Origin of the sequence: Hoylesella buccalis ATCC 35310 (assembly GCF_000177075.1) — a bacterium.
Taxonomy (GTDB): Bacteria; Bacteroidota; Bacteroidia; order Bacteroidales; family Bacteroidaceae; genus Prevotella; species Prevotella buccalis.
In genome coordinates, this window is record NZ_ADEG01000111.1 from 23,922 (window position 1) to 47,274 (window position 23,353).

Here is a 23,353-nt window from a genome sequence, read left to right on the forward strand (position 1 = left end):
CCTTTGAACCATTCGGAGATATCACATCCCTTTTTGCTAACAATTTACAAATATAGGAGATTTGTGCGAAAAGTAAACAAAAATGAGTTAATTGGTGTGCTTTTTAACATATTTTAGCGAATAAAGATTAAAATAACCTATCTCTGACACTGCCTTTACCGAGTAAGTACGGTACAGCTAAAGCGGGTGGATGTGGCATACCAGCCCCATAGGGCATGCTCAAGAAAAAGAATCTATTCCATAAAATATTCTTACATATATCAACAGATACACCCAGTTCAGGGATACATATTCATATATGAACAATATTTGTCAAGCAGATTTTCTAACGGCAAATCACCTTTTGCAAAGCGTTCTGCATCCAAAGACTGCAATCTTTCACGCACAGGCGTATTTCTTTTATATGTTGCTGTCAGAACATAAAATCCGTCTTGCTCTTCGATAGCCACATCCGAAAAACATTCAGAGATATCCTCCGAGCTATACCGAATGGAATAACTTGGACGCTTGGCACCTGGAAAATCCTCACGTAGAATGCCTTTTGCCACCAAATCCTGTATGTCACGAATGGCGGTGTCCTTAGAACATTTGGCAAGTGAAGCCCACATTTTAGAGGTTATCTTTGCTTCATAGCCATCCAAGAAAAGATTTAGCACATCCTTCTGGCGCTGACTGAACGCCACGGATGAAGCATTTTGCCAAAAAAGACTCTTGTTCAAAATCGTATTCACATTCACCTTAGCCTCGTCAAGCGCTTTAGACAGCGTGTTGGCATACCATAAAATCCACTCCGTAACATCTCCATCACCGTTCTGTGTTTTCTTCAAAATCTCATAGTACCGATTCTTATCCTTATTGATTTGAGATGATATGTTATAGAAACGAAATTCGCTCTTGTCGGCACGAGCCAACAACATGTCCGATAAAATACGAGCCAACCGCCCGTTGCCGTCTTCAAAAGGATGAATGCTGACAAACCACAGATGCGCTATGGCCGAACGAATCGTGGAACTTACTGGCTCATCTTCATTAAACCAGTGAAGAAACTTCTCCATTTCTCCCTCCACTCGCTCTGGAGCAGGAGCGACGTAATGCACTTTCTCTCTGCCAAAGATACCAGATACGATGTGTTCTTCATGGGTGCGGTATCTTCCCACTTCAATCTTAAAACCCTCACTAAAGCCTGTTGGGAAAAACGCTGCTTGCCAAGCACACAATTTTTCTTTGGTCAATGGTTGGTCAACATGATGCAAGGCATCGAGCATGACCGCCACAACAGAATCTACATAATGAGAAGGTGCCGTCTGCCTGACATTCTCCAGTCCCAGCTTTCGAGCGACAGACGAACGCACCTCGTCCGCATTCAGACGAATGCCCTCTATCTCTGAAGAAAACACCACGTCATTTGTCAAATTTTCGGCCATGGCTTTCAGTTTGCTGTCAAAGCCAAGCGAGTAAAGCCTGCCATACAGTAAACCTTGCTTTCGATTCACCTCTTCAAGGACAGCCGTAAATTTGAGTGCATCCCATCTAAACGCAGTCCAATCTTCTCTTTCGTAGATATACATATTTTATTAAGTTGTGAGTGCAACCTAAATCGCGCAATAACGTCGCAAAATTTGCGACAAATATATGTTTTTTTTGTCGCATTTACAAGTAGGGAACTCGAAATAGTACCATTTTTTTGCAGATTTTTTAGTACTATCCTGATTGGGTACAATTGGCCAACGTCGTAGAGGCGTGATTTATCACGTTCCGCACACCCGCACGTCCCGCCATTTTACCAACAACGTGGCGGAGCGTGATGAATCACGCCCCTACGATGCTACAGTACAAACACAGTGGATTTTTTTTGGGTAGCAATAGGCTGCCGGTTCAATCTCTTTGACTTTACCGTCCAAAGTCTATGCTATTGGAGGTCAAAGTCTATGCAATTGGAGGGGAAACTCAATGCTATTGCAACTGATTGAAATACAGAGAGAAACAGATGTCCAAAAACCGAAAGACGGAGAGGTCTTGACATGTTCCAAATGTAAAATGGAGTGAGGAAAGATACCCTCCCCTGGTTGGGATTCAGAAAAGGATAGTCGGCGCATGTCAAAGTTCAATTTTTGGTGGGCGAACAGGACGGGAGCCGGAAACTTTCTGGCTCATCTGCTCTACACAGTCGGCGATGTATTGCTTGAAACGCTGGTCTTGCAGAACCTCGATGTCTTGGAACAAACCCAACACAAATCGGCCGATGCCCAGATAGCTGGCCACGTCGGCTTTGAAAATCCAGTGTTTCTCATCCTTCTCAGGAGCCAGAAAAGGATGCGACTGCGGGTACTCCTCGAGCAAAAGATTGTATGCCAACTGCCCCAAACGCAGTTTCACGGGCAGCTTTTCGTCGCCACTGAACATGAAAATATCCGTGAACAGGTCGCGGTGCTTAGCCTGGTTCATCCAAAATACATCCATCACCTCAACGCTCTTGATGCGCGACACCTTGAACGTTTTGCACATGTCCGACTGCATCTCGTAACACCGCACGTCCAAATCGTCGTTCATCAGCAGGTAGGGCTCCACCACGCGGTCGGAAACGGTCTTGCTGTGGGGCGACGAATAGCCCCTGAGCACCACGACGCTCTGTGTCTCCATGGCCTCTTTCAAGGTGCGCACGTTGTTGTGGATGCGCTTCAAAGCGGCTGGTGAGAACGACCCTTCCAAACTGTAATAGCGGTCGAGTTTGGTTTTAAGGGTCGCCAGGATAAGGTCTTTCTTGTTGCTGGCCTCCAGCATTCGGCGCAGGTACGCGGCCTCTTCCTTGGTGAAAACAATGTTGTCGTGCAGTCGCCTGAAAAACTTACTATTGGGGTCCAGGCGGTAATAGGCTCCGGTCTTGATGACCTGAAACCCGCTGTTGCGAAGATAGTCGAGATAATAGTAGAGGTTGCGCCGCGTGACGTGAAGCCTGTCGGCCAACTGCTGGGCGGTGTAATTGTTATTGTCGGTGAGCAACAGCAGCAGCTTGAGCTCGTTTCCGAATTTTTCTAATCGCATGGGGAAAGAGGAATTGGTGAGTTTTTGAGTTTTTTAAGTTCTTAAGTTTTTAAGTTGGTGAGTTGACGAGGATGTGTGCATGCTGGATTCCTCCTATAGCAGCAAGCTAAGCATTCAAGCATCAGAAGCCAACGCATATCAAGCTAAAGCACGCAATCTTATAAGACAAGACTGATGCAACGTGCATCAGTTGGACAAAAGGCAGTGCATTAGAAATCTAAGGATAGCTCTGCACTGCCCAAAAGATTAAACGAACGGCGGTGATAGGGCGTGATGCCATACGCACGGATGGCCTCCCGGTGCTTTCGTGTGGGGTAGCCCATGTTCGATTGCCAGTCGTATTGCGGGTATTCTTGCGCCAGGCGGTCCATGTAATCATCCCGAAAAGTCTTGGCCAAGATGCTGGCTGCGGCGATGTCCTGGTACTTGCCGTCACCTTTTATAATAGTGGTGTAGGGCAAATCGTGATAAGGCGTAAAGCGGTTTCCGTCCACGATGATGGCCTGCGGGCGCGTGGTGAGCTGGTCCAACGCGCGGTGCATGGCCAGAAAACTGGCGCGCAGGATGTTAATTTCGTCAATCTCCTGCGGTGTTACCTCGCCCACTGCCCACGCCACGGCATCGTTGATAATGGCTTGGCGCAATGCGTCGCGCTTTTTGCGCGAGAGCTGTTTCGAATCGTTCAGGTCCGCATTGTCATAGTTGGGCGGCAGGATGACGGCGGCAGCGAACACACTTCCGGCCAAGCATCCACGCCCCGCCTCATCGCATCCAGCCTCGATGAGATTGGGGTAATAATGAGATTTCAAAGTGTTGTGCATCCTCTACATGTGAAATAAAGTTAACCTACAACAAGTATTAACAACCTTTGTTTGGTGTGGAAAAATGAGTTCCAACTCTTGTCGTACTTTTGCCGTATCAAACAGAACATGAACCATCAAATACGAACGACAATGGAAAAGAACATTCTTTTATCAGAAAGCACACCCTCGGCACGTTTCAATTATCAGCACGTCATCGGAAAATTATTGATGCCGATAGAACTTTTGCGGCGTTATTACGCCAAAGTGATGGAACGTGATGTGAACACGAGGCAGACGCTGTTGCTGCTGAATGCCCAACTGGCATTCGTGATGACCGTGTTTCCCATCGAAGCGCCGTTCGCCGTGCGCGTGGTTTGCTGCCTATGGCTGCTGAACGCCTTGTGGAAATGCAAGCAAGTGTTCTGATTAGAACATCCGACTGACGCGCTCAATGCCCGCAACCAGTTGGTCTACCTCTTCGCGTGTGTTGTACAAAGCGAAGGAGGCGCGCGCTGTTCCCAAAACACCCAACCGCTGCATCAGCGGCTGCGCGCAGTGGTGCCCCGTGCGGATGGCGATGCCGAGCCTATCCAACAAGGTGCCCATGTCCATGTGGTGAATGTGTCCAACCTGAAAGCTGATGACCGCATCACGATGGGCCGCCTCTCCGAAGATGCGCATCCCGGGAATGGTTTGCATGCGCTCAAGTGCGTAAGCGGTCAGCTCGTGTTCATGCTTGGCTATGTTGTCCATGCCTAAGGATGACAGGTAATCGAGTGCAACGGCCAACCCATGCGTGGCAATGTAGTCGGGTGTACCCGCCTCGAACTTCAATGGTGGCCGCTCGAAAGAAACCTTGTCGAACGACACATGGCTGATCATCTCGCCTCCTCCCTGATAGGGTGGCAAACGGTCGAGCCATTCTTCCTTACCATACAGCACACCAATGCCCGTGGGGCCATATGCTTTGTGGCCGCTGAAAACAAAGAAATCGCAATCAATGTCTTGCATGTCCACCTTGAAGTGGGGCGCACTCTGCGCACCGTCTATCACCACCGGCACGCCATGGGCATGCGCCGTGGCCGTCATCTGCTTTACAGGATTGACGGTACCCAGCACGTTGCTCACCTGCGTGAGGCTCACCAGTTTGGTCTTGTTGGTAAACAACTTTTCGTATTCGTCGAGCATCAGCTCCCCCGTATCGGTCATCGGAATCACTTTGAGCACGATGCCCCTTTGCTGAGCTTGCAGCTGCCACGGCACAATGTTGGAATGATGCTCCATGGCAGACACGATTACTTCATCGCCTTCGTGCATGAACGCCTGACAATAGGTGGCGGCGATGAGGTTCAAACCCTCGGTGGTGCCCCGGGTGAAAACCACCTCAGCGGCCGAGCGGGCATTGATGAAGCGGCGCACCGTCTCGCGGGCAGCCTCGTGAAGATCGGTGGCCTGCTGCGACATCCAATGCACGCCGCGGTGGACGTTGGCGTTGACGTTGAGGTATTCGTCACGCATGGCATCCAACACGCACAAGGGTTTCTGCGTGGTGGCCGCATTATCCAGGTAAATTAAAGGCTTGTCATAGACCTTTCGGGAGAGGATGGGAAAATCCTGACGGATGGAAGAAATATCGTACATAGAATGAAATTGTATGGATGGGACTGGCCGCAAGGTCGATTGGAACCCACTGTCGGTTGGGCCAGTCACGAATGATTGGTTTGAACGTTCACGAAAAAACCTCCGCCCAAGTTTGCTTTTGAAAGCACTTGGGGGAGGCAATGATGGGCTAATTAACAATTTCTACATCCCGCACACTTGTCGAGTTCGCCTCTGAAGCGCTTCTCAACCAAGTAGTGCAGACGGTCTTTCAACGGTTCGAGCTGCATGCTGTCGACCACCTCATTGATGAAAGCAAACTCCAACAACAGCTTGGCTTCCTGCTCACTGATGCCGCGCTGGCGCATGTAGAACATGGCCTGGTCGTTGAGTTGACCCACGGTAGAACCATGACCACATTTCACATCATCGGCATAAATCTCCAACTCAGGCTGCGTGTACATGCGTGCCTGCTTCGTGGTGCAGAGGTTTTGGTTGCGCATCTCCGAGTTGGTCTTCTGCGCTCCCTTCTCTACAAGCACCCTACCGGCGAAGGCTCCCGTGGCCTGCCCATCGAGAACATACTTGTACAGTTCATGACTTTCGCAGTGAGGCACGGCATGACGGATGAACGTGTTGTTGTCCACATGCTGCTTCTTGTCAGCAATGACACATCCGTTACAGCAACAAGACGCCCCTTCGCCACGGAACACCAAATTGAGTTGGTTGCGCGTAATGCCATTGTGCAAGGTTAGCACGTTGTGATTGAAGTGGCTGTTGGCCTGCTGTTCCACATACACGTTGCTCACACGGGTATTGTGTTCGTGCGTTTCCTCCATGCAATAAAGGTCGAGCGAGGCATTCTCGCCCACATAAGCCTCGATTACTTGCGTGGCCAGAAAATGCTTATCGTCCATGGTGTGGTCGCAGAAAAGGAACTTGGCCTCGGCTCCTTCATCCAGCACAATGAGCACTCGTCGGTTCACCATCAGGTCAACATCCGAGCGAAGGAGGTTCACCACCTGGACAGCACGGTCAATCTTAACCCGCTTGGGCACATAGATGAAGAGGCCATCTTGCGCCAACATGGTGTTCAGTGCCGTGATGGCATCGTCCTTTGTCTCGGCCAGTTGGGCATAATACTTGCTCACCAATTGCGGATGCGTGTTGGCCACCTTCTGCAAAGAGTCGACGATGACGCCTTCGGGCAGTGTCGCTTTGGGCAGCGCCTTGGCGTGGAAAGCGTCGTTGACGATGAAGTAAAGCGAAGTACTCAAGTTGGGTACGCTGCACTTGAAAGCCTCATAGGGTTTTACGGGGATATCCAGCCGGTTGAGGTTCAATCCATAATTGGGTTCAAACAGCGCCGCCATATCCGTATAGCGATAGCGTTCGACCTTGCGTGAGGGGAAGCCTTGGCGCTTAAAATCTTCGAAAGCAGCGTCACGAACGTCGTTCATCACGGGCGAACCATGCTGAAAGATCATGGCGCGGGCATCCGCATACAGGTCGACATATTGTTTCTCACTGTTCATCATTCTGCCTCCGCCTTAATCCAGTCGTACCCTTTGTCTTCGATTTCCCTGGCCAATTCAGGCCCTCCGGTCTTCACAATGCGTCCATTGAATAGCACATGAACGATGTCGGGCTTGATTAAATCGAGCAAACGGTCGTAATGTGTGATGACAATGGTGCTGGTATCGGGCCTCTTCAGCTTGTTGACACCTTCGGCAACTATGCGCAGCGCATCTACATCCAAGCCCGAATCCGTCTCATCGAGAATGGAGAGCGTGGGCTCGAGCATCGCCATTTGGAAGATTTCGTTACGCTTCTTCTCTCCGCCACTGAATCCCTCGTTCACACTGCGGTTGGACAGTTTACTGTCTAACTCAACCACCTTTCGCTTTTCCTTCATCAACTTGATGAAGTCGCCGGCACTCATCGGCTCCTGTCCTTGATACTTTCGCTTCTCGTTGATGGCTGCCCGCATGAAATTAGTCATGGACACACCGGGGATTTCCACGGGATATTGGAAAGAGAGAAACAATCCCTCGTGTGCGCGATCTTCTGGCGGCATGGCCAACAGGTCTTTGCCATTGAATGTCACTTCGCCCTGCGTAACCTCGTACATCGGATTGCCCACAAGCACTGCGCTCAAGGTACTCTTGCCCGAACCGTTAGGTCCCATGATGGCATGTACTTCTCCTGTCTTGATGACAAGATTGATTCCTTTCAATATTTCTTTGCCGTTGATGGTGGCATGTAAATTCTTTACCTCTAACATAATGATTCTTTTGTTATAAATCGGTTTATCCAACGGTTCCCTCCAGCGAGACGGAAAGCAACTTTTGCGCCTCGACAGCGAACTCCATCGGCAACTTGTTTAATACTTCCTTGGCATATCCATTGACAATCAGGCCAACGGCATCTTCAGTAGGAATGCCTCGTTGATTGCAATAAAACAGCTGGTCTTCACTGATTTTGCTCGTCGTAGCCTCATGCTCAACGATGGCACTGTCGTTATGAATGTCCATGTAGGGGAACGTATGGGCACCACATTCGCTTCCCAACAGCAGGCTGTCGCACGAGCTGTAGTTGCGCGCATTGTCAGCATTGGCGGTTGCACGAACCAATCCTCGATAGGAGTTCTGGCTGTGTCCGGCACTGATTCCCTTTGAAATGATGGTACTCGTGGTGTTCTTTCCCATGTGAATCATCTTCGTACCCGTGTCGGCTTCTTGATGATGATTGGTCACCGCCACCGAATAGAACTCGGCCTGCGAGCCGTCTCCACGCAAGATACAAGATGGATATTTCCATGTAATGGCGCTACCTGTTTCAACTTGCGTCCACGAGAGCTTGGAGTTGACTCCCCGACAATCGCCCCTTTTGGTGACTAAGTTGAGCACTCCGCCCTTACCATGTTCATCTCCGGGGTACCAATTCTGTACGGTTGAGTATTTTACCTCGGCATTGTTCATCACGATGATTTCCACGATTGCGGCATGAAGTTGATTCTCATCGCGCATCGGAGCGGTACATCCTTCGAGATAACTCACATACGCATCGTCTTCAGCCACTATCAACGTTCGTTCAAACTGTCCGGTATTACGCGCGTTGATGCGGAAATACGAACTTAACTCCATGGGACAGCGCACGCCTTTGGGGATGAAAACGAACGAGCCATCACTGAAAACGGCACTATTCAGGGCTGCGAAGAAATTGTCATGATAAGGAACTACCGTGCCTAAGTACTGACGCACCAAGGCAGAATGCTCCTTGATAGCCTCACCCATGGAACAGAAGATGACGCCTTTCTCCTTCAGCTTTTCCTTGAAGGTGGTCTTCACAGACACAGAGTCCATGATGGCATCAACGGCCGTTCCACTAAGTGCCAACCGTTCTTCCAATGGAATGCCCAGCTTGTCGAATGTTTTCTCCAGTTCCGGATCAAGCTCTTTGTTGGCCGGTTTCTTCGCCATTGGGTCGGCATAATAGGAGATTTCTTGGTAATTAATGTCGGGCAACGTCACATGTCCCCATGAGGGTTGTGTCATTGTCAGCCAATGTCGATACGCTTTCAGGCGAAATTCGAGCATCCATTCCGGCTCTCCTTTCTTGTCGGAAATGAGCCGAATGACATCCTCATTAAGCCCCTTCTCTATAATCTCGGTATGAACGTCAGTGGTAAAGCCAAACTCGTACTTCTGTTCGGTCAGCTTTCTGACGTATTCGTTGTTCGTGTTATTTACTTCTTCCATAAATGTAAATGCAGGAACTCCCTGATGTTTCATGGACGCCCCTGCAATAGATGATATGATTAGTTTGTTAGTTGACGAGTTTACAAGTTAACGAGTTGACGAGTTGTTGGTGCTCAAGGGTTCATAAATTGAAGTATTTACGAACTCAAAAACCTATCAACTCACAAACTTATCAACTCAAAACTCACACGCTCAAACTTACAACGTTTGCTTTACTTCTATTTCTGTAAAGGTTTCTATGATGTCACCTTCCTGGATATCATTGAAATTAACCAGACTGATACCACACTCGAAACCGGTTGCCACTTCCTTGACATCGTCCTTATACCGCTTCAACGCATTGATGGCAGCAGTGTGAACGACGATTCCGTCGCGAACAACTCGAGCTTTGTCTGAGCGGTGTACCTTTCCATCGGTCACCATGGCACCAGCTACGGTTCCCACCTTTGAAATCTTGTAAACTTGCTTCACCTCAACCTCGCCAGTGACTACCTCCTTGGTTACCTTGTCAAGCATGCCTTCCATAGCCGACTTCACGTCATCAATGGCGTCGTAGATGACGGAGTAGGTGTTGATTTCAACACCGTTCTGTTCGGCCAGTTTACGAGCAGAAGCAGACGGGCGAACCTGGAAGCCCACAATAATAGCGTCGGAAGCATCTGCCAAGGTAACGTCGCTTTCACTAATCTGACCTACCGACTTGAAGATAACATTGACGTTAATCTTCTCGGTAGACATCTTAATAAACGAGTCACTCAATGCCTCGATACTACCATCGGTGTCACCTTTCACTATAATGTTCAGTTCCTTGAATGACCCAAGAGCGATACGATGCGAGATGTCACTCAGCGTGAGGCGCTTCTGTGTACGCAAGCCTTGCTCACGCTGCAACTGCATACGCTTGTTGGCGATATCTCGAACCTCTTGCTCTGTTTCCAGCACATGGAACTGATCACCGGCCGTGGGCGCACCATTCAGTCCGAGAATGATGGCAGGTTCGGCAGGTTTGGCTGACTCAATACGCTGGTTGCGCACGTTGAACATGGCCTTGATGCGTCCCCAGCTCGTCCCGGCGATGATGTCATCACCCACACGCAGCGTACCATTGCTGACCAGAACCGTAGAAACATATCCACGTCCCTTGTCCAAACTCGACTCGATGACACTACCTGTCGCACGACGATTGGGATTGGCTTTCAAGTCAAGCATGTCGGCCTCGAGGAGAACTTTCTCCAACAATTCGTTAACACCTATACCTTTTTTAGCACTGATTTCCTGACATTGGTATTTTCCACCCCACTCTTCAACCAGCAAGTTCATCTGAGCCAAGTCTTCACGAATCTTATCTGGGTTGGCTCCTGGCTTGTCAATCTTGTTGATGGCAAACACCATGGGCACGTTGGCAGCCTGCGCATGCGCGATGGCCTCCTTGGTAGTAGGCATCACACTGTCGTCGGCAGCGATGATGATGATGGCGATATCCGTCACCTGTGTACCGCGAGCACGCATGGCAGTGAAGGCCTCATGACCAGGAGTATCCAGGAATGTGATGAATCGTCCATTCTCCAGCTGTACGTTATAAGCACCGATGTGCTGGGTAATGCCACCGGCCTCTCCTTCAATCACATTGGTGTTTCGGATGTGGTCCAACAGAGATGTCTTACCATGGTCTACGTGTCCCATCACGGTAACGATGGGTGCGCGAGGCAACAGGTCGTTCTCGTCGTCGATTTCTTCAGCGACAGCCTCTTGAACCTCTGCGCTCACATATTCGGTCTTGAAGCCAAACTCATCGGCAACCAAGTTGATGGTCTCGGCATCCAATCGTTGATTGATAGATGCCATCACACCTATGCTCATCAAGGTTCCAATCAGTTTGTTGACATCCACATCCATCATGGTAGCCAATTCGCTGACTGTCACGAATTCGGTGAGCTTCAATACCTTACTTTCCTTACGTTCTGCTCTTGCTTCCGCACTCATGCGTTCTTGCATGGCATCACGTTTTTCCTTACGGTATTTAGCACCCTTCCTGTTCTGGGTGCCCTTACTGGTGAGTCTGGCCAGCGTTTCTTTTACCTGGCGTGCCACCTCTTCCTCGTTCACCTCCAAGGGTTTCTGGTTACGTCCTCTGCCCTTTCGATTTTTCTTATTAGCATTTCGGCCGTCAGCATACGCAGACTTGTTAGCATTGCCACCGCCATTGTTTCCAATTTGTCGAGAAGCAGCATTGATATCAACCCGCTGTTGGTTAATGCGTGCGCGCTTTTTGCGTCCATCGCCTCGTTTTTCTTCACGTTCTTTGCGACGTTCTTCCTTGGTTTTCTTCTTGGGTCGAGTACTCTGGTTGATGGTGCTAAGGTCTATTTTACCCAGCACATTCACCTTCGGCGCATTTTGCAAGCGCAGCTCACCCTTGGTTTGGAAAAGTTCGGTGCCTTCCTGCTCCTTGTCACTTTCCTGTGGTTCGGCGTTTTGCTGTGGCTTTTCACTTTCCTGTGGCTTTTCACTTTCCTGTGGTTCAATACGCTCGTCAACCTTTTGTTTCTGGTCCACTTGCGCCTTCTTTACAGTTGGTGCCTCGGTCTTGACTTCCGCTTTTTGGTCGTCCTTCTTGCTTTCTTCCACCACAGTTGGTGCTGCCTTTGGTGTTTCTGCGGGCTTCTCTACTTTTTCTTTTTTAGGCTTTGGGCTGACGGCAGCAGCCTTCTTTGTCGGTTTTTCTTGTGATTCCGATGCCTTTTGATCGTCTTGAGCATCAGCGTTCTTAGCGGCAGGCTTCTTGTCGAATACGCTCAAGTCAATCTTGCCGAGCGGTTTGTATCGCTGCTGCGATGAAGCTGTCTCGACTACTTCTTCAACACGCTCTTCCTTTGCCTCCGAAGTGCGTTTCTTTTCTTTGGGCTTCTTCTGAAAGATCTTTTCCGCCTGATTGCGCACCTCTGCGTCTTGCTTGAAAGCCTCTACCAGGGCTTGGTATTGTGCGTCGCTCAACTTAAAGCTTGGCTCGCCCTTTACCTCTCCCAGCTCACTTTTCTTTTCAAGGAATTCAACTGCCGTTTGAAGTCCTATGTTTAATTCACGTAATGCTTTGTTTAATCTGATGCTCATTGATAATTATTTAACTCTTGTTCTTATTGATGTTCACACTCCCAACTGTTCTGCCCATATGCAGACGTTTTTCCACAGCGTCCTCGTTCGCAGAGGGCTGCATGCGTCACGGGGTGTTACTGTTCAAATTCTGATTTTAATACCCGAATCAGGTGATCGACGGTTTCTTCCTCCAAGTCGGCTTTCTCAATTAACATTTCACGAGGTGCGTTCAACACCTGTTTAGCTGTATCAAGACCGATGCCTTTGATGGCGTCGATAATCCATTGATCGATTTCGTCATTAAACTCTTCCAAGTAGATGTCTTCGTCAGCGTCGGCATCTGAAACTTCCCGGTACACGTCGATGGTAAATTCTGTCAGCATGGAAGCCAACTTGATATTCAGTCCTCCCCGACCAATGGCCAAGCTCACCTCTTCGGGTTGCAGGTAAACTTCGGCCTTGCGATTTTCCTCATCCAGGTTGATGCTGCTGATGCGAGCGGGACTCAACGCGCGCTGAATGAACAGTTTGATGTTTGACGTGTAGTTGATAACGTCAATATTCTCGTTGCACAGCTCGCGAACGATGCCGTGCACACGACTGCCTTTCACGCCAACACAGGCACCTACCGGGTCAATACGGTCGTCGTAGCTCTCTACAGCCACCTTCGCGCGCTCGCCCGGCATGCGGGCTATTTTCTTGATGGAGATGAGTCCGTCGTTAATCTCGGGCACCTCGGCCTCCAACAGTCGTTCCAGGAATACCGGACTGGTACGCGAGAGGATAATCTTGGGGTTGTTGTTCTCGTTGTCCACCCGCAGGATGACGGCGCGAATGGTCTCGCCCTTGCGGTATTGGTCGGCCGGAATCTGCTCTGACTTAGGCAGTATCAGCTCGTTGTTCTCATCGTCTACCAACAGCACCTCGCGCTTCCATATCTGGTAAACCTCGCCGGAGATAACCTGTCCCACACGGTCTTTATACTTATTGTACAACGAGTCGTGTTCCAGCTCCAGCACTTTTGATTTCAATGTCTGTCGAAGATTCAAAATGGCACGGCGGCCAAACTTGGCAAAGTCGATCTGTTCAGAAACCTCTTCGCCCTCTTCATAGTCGTCTTCAATCTCGCGAGCCTCTTTCAGCGATATTTCCTTATTTTCGTCCGCCACCTCGCCATCCGGCACAACGATGCGGTTACGGTATATTTCGAAGTCGCCCTTATCTGGATTTACGATAACGTCAAAATTCTCATCGCTACCATAAATCTTGGCTAGCACGTTGCGGAAACTTTCCTCCAACACGCTTACCAATGTGGCACGGTCGATGTTTTTCGTGTCTTTAAATTCACGAAAGGTGTCAATCATGCTGATGGTTTCTTCTACATTCTTTCTTGCTGCCATAGCGTTATATGTTATATATTAGTTTCATTCAATGATCAGTTTCTGCCTCATTATTTAAAGTTGATGAGGTACTTGGTATACTTCACCTTGTCCATCTGGAAAGTATGATCCACGGCTTGTAGCTCTGGGCGTTTCTTTCCTTCAACCTTCACCTTCTCGTCAACGGTCACAACAAAGTCGTTCCCATCTACCGATTTCAAGACCCCCCGGTATTTCAGTCCGTCGCCATCCAGCACCTCGACCTCTTTTCCTATGAAATTGATGTACTGCTGTGGCACCTTGAAAGGTTGACCCAATCCAGCCGAGCCAACCTCCAACTCATAATCTTCATCGTCACGGTCGAGCCGATCTTCAATGTACCGGCTCAATTCCACGCAGTCTTCAATCCATACGCCGTCTGCATGGTCGATTTCGACAACAATCTTGTCGTCTTTACTGACCTCAACATCCACCAAGAAATAGTCTTTGTCCTGAAGCCAATCTTCAACCAATCCTTTTACGACACTTTTATCAATCATATATATTTAATTAGTACTATATATTCTTACCGCTCGTGCCAAGCATCTTCCAAGCAGCGATGCCGGCCGTATTCAAAATAAAATGAGGAGCTTTCTGCGAAGCCCCTCATTCCACTGAACGGTGCAAAGATAGGTTTTTTCAACGAAATATCCAAATAAAACGGCGATTATTCACGAAATTTTCACATCGTAATAATGTGCTACGGCCAGGCGTCGCACCAAAGTGATGACACATCGCAACCATCTACGCGCGTTGAATGAGCTTCGGAAATGAACGAAGGAAGTAAATTGTTTTTATCAAAAAAGGCCTATAAAACGGCACTTGTCTACTGGCAATCTAGAAAAAATCAATAGGCCTGCGGGGAGCATCAAGGCAATGGCTGGGCAAGAAAATGCAGATTTTACGATTAGAGCATTGACTTTGCGTCCTTAGAAGTATCACTTTGATGCGTTAGAAACATGACTTTGACGGCTAAACCCATGCTTATTTCACGACAAAAGCCATGTTTTTGGCCGAAAAATGCACGAAAAAACAGAGGCTACACAGGTCACATAGGCACAAGTAATTAAATATCAAACACATATAAACTTCGCTCATTTTGAGCGTATTTTCAACCAAGAGCCAGGTTGGTTGTCCACAGGTGAAACATGAAGAGGTTGGTTGTTAAATATTTTCCTAACGTATTGACCCCATGACTTCAATTCCACCAACACGCAACGAACACGGCACAATGAAAACACAGCGACGAATTTGCACAAAAGATAGTTGACATTACCATATATTTATTGTATTTTTGCAAGGAGTGTTGAACAACCTAATCTGGATGAGAATGATGCAAAAAAAGACGATTTTCCTCACGGGTGCCACCGGACACATGGGGTCAGAGGGCTTGAAACAGCTATTGAAACGGCGTGACGAATTTGACATTCGCCTGCTGGTGTTGCCCACCGAGAACGACCGTAAGGCCATTTCGCCCTACGCTTCGCTGCCGGGCGTGGAAGTGATTTATGGCGATTTGACACATTACGACGACGTGTTGCGAGGGGTGACGGACTCCGATTATGTGCTGCATGTGGGCGGAATGGTGTCGCCGGCAGCCGATTATTTTCCGCAAAAGACCATGCAGGTTAACGTGGGGGCGGTGAAAAACATCATCCGAGCCATCAAGGCACAGCCCAATCCCGATCGGGTACATCTGGTATACATCGGAACGGTGGCGCAAACGGGCGACCGCAACGATCCCATTCACTGGGGACGCGTGGGCGACCCCATCAAGATTAGCGTCTATGACATCTACGCTTTGTCGAAAGCCTTGGCCGAAAGAGAGGTCATCGAATCGGGGTTGAAGCATTGGGTGTCGCTCCGTCAAACGGGCATCTTATACCCTTCCATTCTCAACACATTAGACCCCATCATGTTTCACCAACCTCTGAACGGCGTGTTGGAATGGGTGACGGCCAAAGATTCGGGCGTACTGCTGTCGCATGTCTGCAATCAAGACCTGCCCGAAGACTTCTGGTGCCGCATCTACAACATTGGCGGAGGAGCGGAATATCGCACCGTTAACTGGGCGTTTATGCAATACACCTTCACGGCTTTGAACTTAGGAAACCTCAAAGACCTCACCGAACCCAACTGGTTTGTGCTGCGCAACTTCCACGGACAGTGGTACACCGATTCTGATATCCTTGAATCGTACCTGCATTTCAGAAGTGGAAAGATAGACCAATTCATTCAAGAAATGGCTGAAAAAGCACCATTGAAGATGAAATTAGGAGGCTTTCTCCCTTCCTGCCTCATCAAACATCTGGTGTTGAAGCCCACCGCCAAGAAGCCCTTGGGACCGTTATATTGGACGAAGCACAACATCGAACCCCGCATCACGGCTTTCTATGGAAGCATGGACGCATGGAGAGCTATTCCGGGTTGGAACGAGTTTAAACTGTATCACCCATCGCCTCAGCCCGTGATGTTGGACCATGGATATGACGAGTCGAAACCAAAAGACGAACTGGATATAGAAGATATGCGGCAAGCGGCAGCCTTCAGGGGCGGCAAATGCCTGTCCAAGCAGATGGTGCGCGGCGACCTGTCCACACAGTTGGAATGGCAATGCGCCTTTGGGCATCGTTTCAAAGCCTCTCCCCGACTGGTACTATTAGGTGGTCACTGGTGCCCCGAGTGCTTCCCCATGCCGTGGAATTACGACGAGGAGGCCAAACGCAACCCGTTCTTTGCCCAGGTATGGAACCCTCTGCACAGCCCTGACGAGCACAACGTGTATGACGAAACTATTATCAAAGGGGTGCAAGGGTGAAAAAGGAAGAAGGTGGAAAAACTTTATGAAGGAATAACTATTTTTTTGTTGGACTTACTACCTAATATATAACCGTGGCGAGACTCTAATTTTAATTTGCGGTTTGAGCATAAGAACATTTAGCCTGCTTTTCAAAATTAGTCTTGAGAATCTGATGTTGATTGCAATTTGAGGCAGATTCGTTGAGTATCCTTGAAGCATACGATTAACGACCGAAAAAGTCTTTTAACCTTCTCTTCATATCTTCCTTACACTCCTGCCACACCTTAAGGTTTTGTGCATACTCCTCTTCCAAGCGTTTTCTCTTATCTTCCCGCTGCCACTGATTTTGCGGCGTATGCTTTCTGCCTTTTGTTGCCAAGCCAACAATTATCCAAGTAATTATCAATAAGACAAATCCCAGTGTCGTCATATCTTACCTGTTTGTAATAGTACTCTTGCAAATTTACATAAAAGCAGTGATTTACGAACCAATAGAACAAAGAAATAAAGGGTGGATGAGAGGGTAAAATAGTTTTCAAAATATTTGCAGGGATAAAATATTATCCCTATATTCGTAGTGTGATTTAAAATAATAATATGCCTACAATATTTGAAATATTTGGACTTCGTTTTTTCTTTTACTCTGACGAACATAGACCAATCCATGTTCATGTTGTAAAAGGTGACGATGATGCAAAGATACAGATAGAAGATGAAGTTAAGTTAGTATATAACCATGGATTAAAAGCCAAAGATTTGAAACGAGCTTTGGAACTTGCAGGGATGTACAAAGAGGATATCATCAATGTCTGGAACGAGTATCATTAAATGAGTATCATTATGGAAACAATAAAGAATATATGGTTTGAGAAAGGGCGTATATATATGCTGTCAAGCGAGGATAAGGTGTACAGCCGCCCTTTGGAGGCTTTTCCATTGCTCAAAGATGCAACAGAAAGGCAACGAATGGATTATACAATAGAATTACATGGAGAGGCTCTACGATGGACTGAGTTGGACGAAGATATACATATTTCAAGTTTTTATACAAAAGACGAACCGAAATATGATAATGAGATTGCCATGTTGTTTAAGCGTTTCCCACAATTAAATGTTTCGGAAGTAGCGAGAAATCTTGGCATTAACAAAAGTTTATTGTCAAAATACATCTATGGTATAAAGAATCCGAGTGCGGAAAGAGTTTGTCAAATCAAAAATGCTCTACGTGCTTTAGGAAGAGAATTGGCAGCCGTGTAAATTGAATAATAAACAAAGAAGATACACATTAAATAAAACATCTTTGCCAAATACATACTCCAATATGTTCTTGTTTTCTTCATTGACAGCCTTTTTTCTTACGAAAAAGAGCGGAAACCCCGTTCAATAGGACTTCCGCTCTCTGCGCTTCAAGATGGGCTTGAACCAACGACCCCCTGATTAACAGTCAGGTGCTCTAACCAACTGAGCTATTGAAGCAATGACAAATCAATATTCTTGATTGCGGATGCAAAGGTAGAACGTTTTTTTGAAACCTCCAAACATTTTGCAAAAAAAATAGACCGGAAAGCTAAAATACAATAAAAAAGCGAACGCACCCACCTATATTATGGTCTTAAATGTTACCTTTGCTCAACAAATTGATGTTGTGACAATGAAAAAACTACTGTTATATCTCTTGCTGTTGGGACTAATGCCTAACAGTCTATTCGCCCAAAAGGACAAAAACCACCTTTTTGAGGCGGCCAAAAACATGGAACTGTTCAACGCCGTTTATAAAAATCTGGACCTGATGTACGTAGACACCCTTGATGCCAATGACGTGATTGGCACAGGCATCAAGAGCATGCTGCGCAGTCTGGACCCCTACACAGAATATTACCCAGAGAGCGAAACGCAAGAATTGCGGCAGGCCCTGTCTGGAAAATACGGCGGCATCGGTGCGCTCATCCGCTACAACCAACAGCTGAAGAACGCCGTGATTGACGAGCCTTATGCCAACATGCCGTCGTCGGAAGTGGGGTTGAAGAAAGGGGACATCATCCTACAGATAGACGATTCGACGATGGTAGGCAAAGACACGAAGTATGTGAGTGAGCATCTGAGGGGAGAACCAGGCTCGACCTTCGTCTTAAAGATTAAGCGACCGTCAACGGGCAAGGTGATGAAATTCAAGGTGAAGCGCCGTGCCATTCAGATGCCCGCCATTCCCTACTACGGCATGGTGGCCGGAAACGTGGGCTACATCAATCTGCTTCAGTATTACGAAGGCTGTGCGAAAGAGGTGCGACAGGCTTTCATCGACCTGAAAAAGCAAGGAGCCAAAGGTCTCATCTTGGACCTGAGAAACAATGTAGGTGGCTCCGAACAGGAAGCGGTAGACCTCGTGAACATCTTCGTTCCAAAGGACATCACGGTGGTAACGAACAAAGGAAAGCTGAAACGTGCCAACATAACGTTCAAAACGCGCATGGAACCAGTCGATGCCTCCATGCCCATCGTGATTCTGGTCAACGGCATGACGGCCAGCGCCAGCGAGATTACGGCTGGGTCGCTGCAAGACTTAGACCGCGCGGTCATCATGGGAACCCGCACTTTCGGCAAGGGATTGGTGCAGATGACCACAAAGCTGCCCTACAACGCCAACATGAAAGTGACCACAGCTCATTATTACATTCCCAGCGGACGCTGCATCCAGGCCATCAATTACAAACACACGGCAGGGCGCAACAGTGCCACACAGCTGCCCGACTCGCTGACCAGCGTGTTCCACACCAAGAACGGACGCGAGGTAAGGGACGGCGGAGGCATCATGCCGGATGTGGAAATCAAGCCCGACACCATCGCCAACATCTCGGCTTATCTGCAACGCGGAGACAGCACGGAGACGATGTTCAACTATGTGGTTGACTACATCAGCAAGCACAAGACCATCGCTCCCGCCAGCGAATTTACGCTCACGGACACCGAATACAACGAGTTTAAGCGGCTGGTTTTGAAAAACAAGTTCACCTACGACCCCGGAACGGAGAAGATTTTGGCCGAATTGGAGAAGATGGCTAAATTTGAAAAGTATTATGAGGATGCCAAGCCTGAGTTTGAGGCTTTGAAGAAAAAGCTGACACACGACGTGGCAAAAGACTTGGAGCTGAACAAGGATGAACTGAAACAAATGATTGCCACAGACATTGTTACGGCTTATTATTTCCAAGCCGGGGCGGTTCAGCTTGGTTTGAGATACGACAAACAGACGAAAGAGGCCATCAAACTGCTCCAGATGCCTGAAGAATACAACAAACTTCTCATGCCCAAGAAATGAGCCACACACGATAACAGCTCACGTTTTCTGTTTTATTTTATCTCTTCGCATGCAAGATTCCTGCGAACCTGATGTTCTGTCTATAAACAAACATCATGGTTATGCGCAAAAAATTATGGAGTCTTGCACTCGTCGTGTGGCCTCTTTTCGCCACGGCAAAAGTAACATGGAACGTCAAGGGAGCATTGGGGTCCAGTGCATTCATCGCCAACAGTGGAGAATCTCCACAGCTGTCCTATCGGCTGGGCGGGGGTATGGCAGTACCCTTGGGCCGCACTTTCTACTTCCAGCCATCCCTTTATCTGGCCAATAAAGGTTTCAAGTTTAACGGATATTTCGGCAACGAGCAAATCAGTGAGGCGCACTATCATGTCAACATGCACTACGTTGAGTTGCCGTTGAACATTGTCGCCCACATTCACCTGACCGATGACCTTTACCTGAATCTCTACACAGGGCCTTACATCGCATGCGGTCTTAACAGCAAGGCCAAAGTCAGCATGGCGAATAGCGACTACAAACACACCTTCAAGGAGAATCTGTTTGAGCAAGGAAGCAAGATGCTGGGCAACAGCTATAATGAAGAAAAGAAATTGGTGGAACTACCAAAGTTCAAACGCATGGACGTAGGACTTCAATCTGGTGTGGAGCTGGACATCAATCGAATCATCATTGGGGTCGAAACAAGCTTTGGACTCACCCCCGTAACTAACCAACCCATCGTGAAGGAAGACGTTGTGTTGCAAGTGGTTCAAGCCTTACTCTTAGGAACCGCCACCCCCCATCATTTTGTGTTTCAAGCTACGGTGGGCTATCGGTTTTGAGAACGACAGAACACGGTGTAGCATTGCGACATCAAACGCATAGACTTTGAAGGACAAACCCATTGACTTTGAAGGCCAAAGTCAATGGGTTTGTGCACCAAAGGCATTGAGTTTGCAGCAGCCTGTTGTTCAGTTATATAGGAACGTAGTTTGTTACGTTCCAGACACAACGTAACAGTGCATCAAAATACTCACGCAAGGTTTTGATACATCCGCCACAAAGCGATGAAACCTAGCTTTACTTCAAGAACAACAATCGCTCTTCCAACGGCTCAAAAGTCTTCTCTCCCGGCTCGCCCGCAGGTACGCCAAAGGGCATCTGCGCACGGAGTTTCCAGTCGGCATCTATCTTAAATTCCTTGGCAACCACCTCATCAATAATCGGATTGTAGTGCTGTAAGGATGCGCCGAAACCAGCATCTTCAAGGGCTGTCCAGATGGTAAACTGGTGCATGGCGTTGGTATGTTCTGACCAAACGGGGAAATTGTCTGCGTAAGTGGGGAATTTTTCCTGCAACTGTCGCACGGGAGCTTGCGCTTCGTAATACAAAATGGTGCCATAACCACTCTGAAAAGACTCGTTGATCTTCGCCTCCGTCTTGGCGAAAGCGTCGGCAGGAACGATGGCACGCAGCACATCCTTGGTCAGCTCCCACAACTTGTGATGGTGTTCACCCAGCAACACGACGATGCGTGTCGATTGACTGTTGAACGCCGACGGCACATGCTTCACGGCCTGCGCCACCAATTCACGGAGGGCATCATCTGTGATGGGCGATTCATTTTTCAATGCATAATAACTACGGCGATGCGCAACGGCATCTAAAAAACTTCTGCTCATAATTCGTATTCTACTTTAGTTGGATGTAAAAAATAAACTTCTGACTATCAATTTCATCAGAAATCCATGTTACAAATATATCAAAAATTCCGCACACCCCCACTCGTTCGGCGAAGAAAATGTAGAAAAAATGGGGTGACACCTTATTTAATATAACCTACATGCGAATATAACCTACCGGGAAATGATGTTTGAATGGGGCAGAACAAAATGAAACTCCCTCCATCTGTCATAAACATTACAGAGCTACTATTGGGCATTCTCTATCTTCATATCCTGTAGGCATACTCTGATTTGGGACGCCCGCTGTTGAGATTTCTGCAATGAGAGACATAAAAGAGACATAACGGCAACGCCTCACAGACACGATTTTTTTTGTTTTAATATTTGGTTATTTTAAATAAAAAATTTAAATTTGCCCAGTACAAGTAACAACCTAAAACCAAACATACTGAAAAACATTTCTGCGTACCATTTTTGACTGGTCGATGATTCGTCATGCTCCAGAAAAAAAATAATACGAATTGAAACGATAACCTAAATATCAAATATACGAGTCTATGAAAAAAACCTTTTACCTATCCTTATTATTAGGATGTCTGTGTATGGTAGGCTGTAAAGACGACAGCACGGATAGTGGTCAGCCTTATGACCCCAACCGACCGGCTACCTTTACGGAATTCACGCCCACAGAAGGTGCCGTGCGCACACGCATGTACATCAAAGGCAGCAACTTTGGTACAGATGAATCCAAAATTCATGTAAACATCGGTGGCAAACGCGCCAAGGTCATTGGAACCGACGGCAACACTATCTATTGTATGGTGCCAAGTCGGGCCTACAGCGGAGAAGTTGTAGTAATGATGGAAGGCGAGAAGGGCGATACGGCGCAGACCTACACGTTTGACCAGAAATTTACCTACAACACAAGAACGGTCGTAGGCACCTTGCTTCGTAAAGTGGATGAGAACAACGAGTCGGGTTTCTCGGACGGCAGTTTTGACGGAGAGGCATCGGTTCCATCAAACGACTGGTTGGTATTCGACCCCAAACCACAAAACGGTGGGGATAAACTATTGTTCTCAAGTAACTATTACGATGGGCTGCGGGTACTGAACCTTACCCAGCGAACCGTCACTCGACTGTTCCCAAGGTCGCAATATAAAAGCATGCACTCCTTTACTTTCTCTGTGGACGGTGACACGCTGTTCTTCCCAGATGACAACGGACAAGCTACCAGTTCACAGCTGGCCAATATCTATTATGCGCTTCGGTCTGAAAATTTCCGCAAGATACGTCCATACAACTATGCCCCTTGCAGCTACGCCATGGTATGCATGCCTGATGGTTACAAATTTTATTGCTGTTGGAAAAATGCAGCCGTCTATCGCATGGGTGATAACTCTGGTGGAATACCACATGTAGATAATGACCGCGTATTATGCTTCAAGCTAGATCAGCTGGTTGCAACAGGTGGGGAACAAACGGTGATGATCCTCCATCCATCGGGTAAATACATGTATATGTTCAGTAAAAAGCGTGGAGCTATTTTACGTTCTAACTATAACCCAACAACCCACATGTTCGAGGGCCTGACCATCATAGCAGGCTCACTGACCCAAAGGGGAGCACAGGAAGGTATTGGTTCAACCGCTCGATTCCACACAACCTGGGCGGGTGTATTTGTTAAGAACCGAGAGTATGTAAATAATCCTCGTCCAGACGGCGAGTTATATGACTTCTATTTTACTGATAGTGGCAATCACTGTATCTGGAAACTCACGCCTGACGGCGTTGCCAGCATTGCGGTGGGCCGAAGCAATTATACGGCTGACCACCAGTACTCGGGCTATGTA

The 23,353-nt window shown here is 47.8% G+C and carries 19 protein-coding genes and 1 tRNA gene; 7 read left to right on the forward strand and 13 right to left on the reverse strand.

Annotated features, from left to right (window positions below):
• Positions 1-278: 278 nt before the first annotated feature.
• The 3 genes from HMPREF0650_RS11970 to rnhB all read right to left on the reverse strand — a co-directional run bounded on the left by HMPREF0650_RS11970 (position 279) and on the right by rnhB (position 3,863).
• Complete coding sequence (locus HMPREF0650_RS11970) at positions 279-1,568, reverse strand: Fic family protein (RefSeq protein ID WP_004351117.1); 1,290 nt, start codon at positions 1,566-1,568, stop codon at positions 279-281.
• A gap of 529 nt (positions 1,569-2,097) precedes the next feature.
• Complete coding sequence (locus HMPREF0650_RS11975; protein ID WP_004351118.1) at positions 2,098-3,042, reverse strand: helix-turn-helix transcriptional regulator; 945 nt, start codon at positions 3,040-3,042, stop codon at positions 2,098-2,100.
• Between the two features lie 209 nt (positions 3,043-3,251).
• Positions 3,252-3,863, reverse strand: coding sequence for a ribonuclease HII (gene rnhB, locus HMPREF0650_RS11980; protein WP_004351119.1), 612 nt, complete (start codon positions 3,861-3,863; stop codon positions 3,252-3,254).
• A 132-nt stretch (positions 3,864-3,995) separates the two neighbouring features.
• Here rnhB and HMPREF0650_RS11985 point away from each other — a divergent pair, with 132 nt between their 5' ends.
• Positions 3,996-4,271, forward strand: coding sequence for a hypothetical protein (locus tag HMPREF0650_RS11985; protein ID WP_040563387.1), 276 nt, complete (start codon positions 3,996-3,998; stop codon positions 4,269-4,271).
• Here HMPREF0650_RS11985 and HMPREF0650_RS11990 read toward each other — a convergent pair whose 3' ends face one another.
• The 7 genes from HMPREF0650_RS11990 to rimP form a co-directional block, all read right to left on the reverse strand.
• Positions 4,272-5,486 (reverse strand): aminotransferase class V-fold PLP-dependent enzyme, encoded by a 1,215-nt coding sequence (locus tag HMPREF0650_RS11990; protein ID WP_004351121.1) that lies wholly within the window; start codon positions 5,484-5,486, stop codon positions 4,272-4,274.
• 152 nt (positions 5,487-5,638) lie between these two features.
• Complete coding sequence (gene sufD / locus HMPREF0650_RS11995; RefSeq protein WP_040563388.1) at positions 5,639-6,979, reverse strand: Fe-S cluster assembly protein SufD; 1,341 nt, start codon at positions 6,977-6,979, stop codon at positions 5,639-5,641.
• The gene (sufC, locus tag HMPREF0650_RS12000; protein ID WP_004351125.1) at positions 6,979-7,728 is read right to left on the reverse strand and encodes a Fe-S cluster assembly ATPase SufC; all 750 of its coding nucleotides are present in this window, start codon (positions 7,726-7,728) and stop codon (positions 6,979-6,981) included. The genes sufD and sufC overlap by 1 nt, the downstream gene beginning before the upstream one ends.
• A gap of 25 nt (positions 7,729-7,753) precedes the next feature.
• Positions 7,754-9,205 carry a Fe-S cluster assembly protein SufB gene (gene sufB, locus HMPREF0650_RS12005; protein ID WP_040563390.1) on the reverse strand — a complete coding sequence of 484 codons (1,452 nt, stop codon included), beginning with the start codon at positions 9,203-9,205 and terminating at the stop codon, positions 7,754-7,756.
• A gap of 198 nt (positions 9,206-9,403) precedes the next feature.
• Positions 9,404-12,316, reverse strand: coding sequence for a translation initiation factor IF-2 (gene infB, locus HMPREF0650_RS12010; RefSeq protein WP_004351127.1), 2,913 nt, complete (start codon positions 12,314-12,316; stop codon positions 9,404-9,406).
• Between the two features lie 116 nt (positions 12,317-12,432).
• A complete protein-coding gene (nusA, locus tag HMPREF0650_RS12015) occupies positions 12,433-13,698 on the reverse strand; it encodes a transcription termination factor NusA (RefSeq protein WP_004351128.1) in 1,266 nt (421 codons plus the stop codon).
• Positions 13,699-13,748: 50 nt separating this feature from the next.
• The gene (rimP, locus tag HMPREF0650_RS12020; RefSeq protein ID WP_004351129.1) at positions 13,749-14,216 is read right to left on the reverse strand and encodes a ribosome assembly cofactor RimP; all 468 of its coding nucleotides are present in this window, start codon (positions 14,214-14,216) and stop codon (positions 13,749-13,751) included.
• 830 nt (positions 14,217-15,046) lie between these two features.
• Between rimP and HMPREF0650_RS12025 the strand changes: the two genes are divergently transcribed.
• Positions 15,047-16,534, forward strand: a complete 1,488-nt coding sequence (locus HMPREF0650_RS12025) for an NAD-dependent epimerase/dehydratase family protein (protein ID WP_211205590.1) — start codon at positions 15,047-15,049, stop codon at positions 16,532-16,534.
• A 205-nt stretch (positions 16,535-16,739) separates the two neighbouring features.
• Here the strand turns inward: HMPREF0650_RS12025 and HMPREF0650_RS12030 are convergent, their stop codons facing one another.
• On the reverse strand, positions 16,740-16,946 hold the full coding sequence (locus HMPREF0650_RS12030) for a hypothetical protein (protein ID WP_004351131.1): 207 nt from the start codon (positions 16,944-16,946) through the stop codon (positions 16,740-16,742).
• A gap of 167 nt (positions 16,947-17,113) precedes the next feature.
• Between HMPREF0650_RS12030 and HMPREF0650_RS12035 the strand changes: the two genes are divergently transcribed.
• Both HMPREF0650_RS12035 and HMPREF0650_RS12040 read left to right on the forward strand, forming a co-directional pair.
• The gene (locus HMPREF0650_RS12035; protein WP_004351133.1) at positions 17,114-17,344 is read left to right on the forward strand and encodes a DUF4160 domain-containing protein; all 231 of its coding nucleotides are present in this window, start codon (positions 17,114-17,116) and stop codon (positions 17,342-17,344) included.
• Positions 17,345-17,356: 12 nt separating this feature from the next.
• Positions 17,357-17,773 (forward strand): DUF2442 domain-containing protein, encoded by a 417-nt coding sequence (locus tag HMPREF0650_RS12040; protein ID WP_004351134.1) that lies wholly within the window; start codon positions 17,357-17,359, stop codon positions 17,771-17,773.
• Between the two features lie 145 nt (positions 17,774-17,918).
• Here the strand turns inward: HMPREF0650_RS12040 and HMPREF0650_RS12045 are convergent.
• Positions 17,919-17,992 (reverse strand) — tRNA-Asn (locus HMPREF0650_RS12045).
• 175 nt (positions 17,993-18,167) lie between these two features.
• Here HMPREF0650_RS12045 and HMPREF0650_RS12050 point away from each other — a divergent pair.
• A complete protein-coding gene (locus HMPREF0650_RS12050; RefSeq protein WP_040563382.1) occupies positions 18,168-19,832 on the forward strand; it encodes a S41 family peptidase in 1,665 nt (554 codons plus the stop codon).
• A gap of 101 nt (positions 19,833-19,933) precedes the next feature.
• Positions 19,934-20,656, forward strand: a complete 723-nt coding sequence (locus HMPREF0650_RS12505; protein ID WP_050774880.1) for a porin family protein — start codon at positions 19,934-19,936, stop codon at positions 20,654-20,656.
• 238 nt (positions 20,657-20,894) lie between these two features.
• On the opposite strand, the gene HMPREF0650_RS12060 is transcribed toward HMPREF0650_RS12505, so the two are convergent.
• Entirely contained in the window at positions 20,895-21,497 is a 603-nt protein-coding gene (locus tag HMPREF0650_RS12060) for a nitroreductase family protein (RefSeq protein ID WP_004351138.1), read from the reverse strand.
• 560 nt (positions 21,498-22,057) lie between these two features.
• On the opposite strand from HMPREF0650_RS12060, the gene HMPREF0650_RS12065 reads away from it, so the two are divergent.
• A partial coding sequence (locus HMPREF0650_RS12065; RefSeq protein WP_004351140.1) for an IPT/TIG domain-containing protein occupies positions 22,058-23,353 on the forward strand: 1,296 nt, incomplete at its 3' end.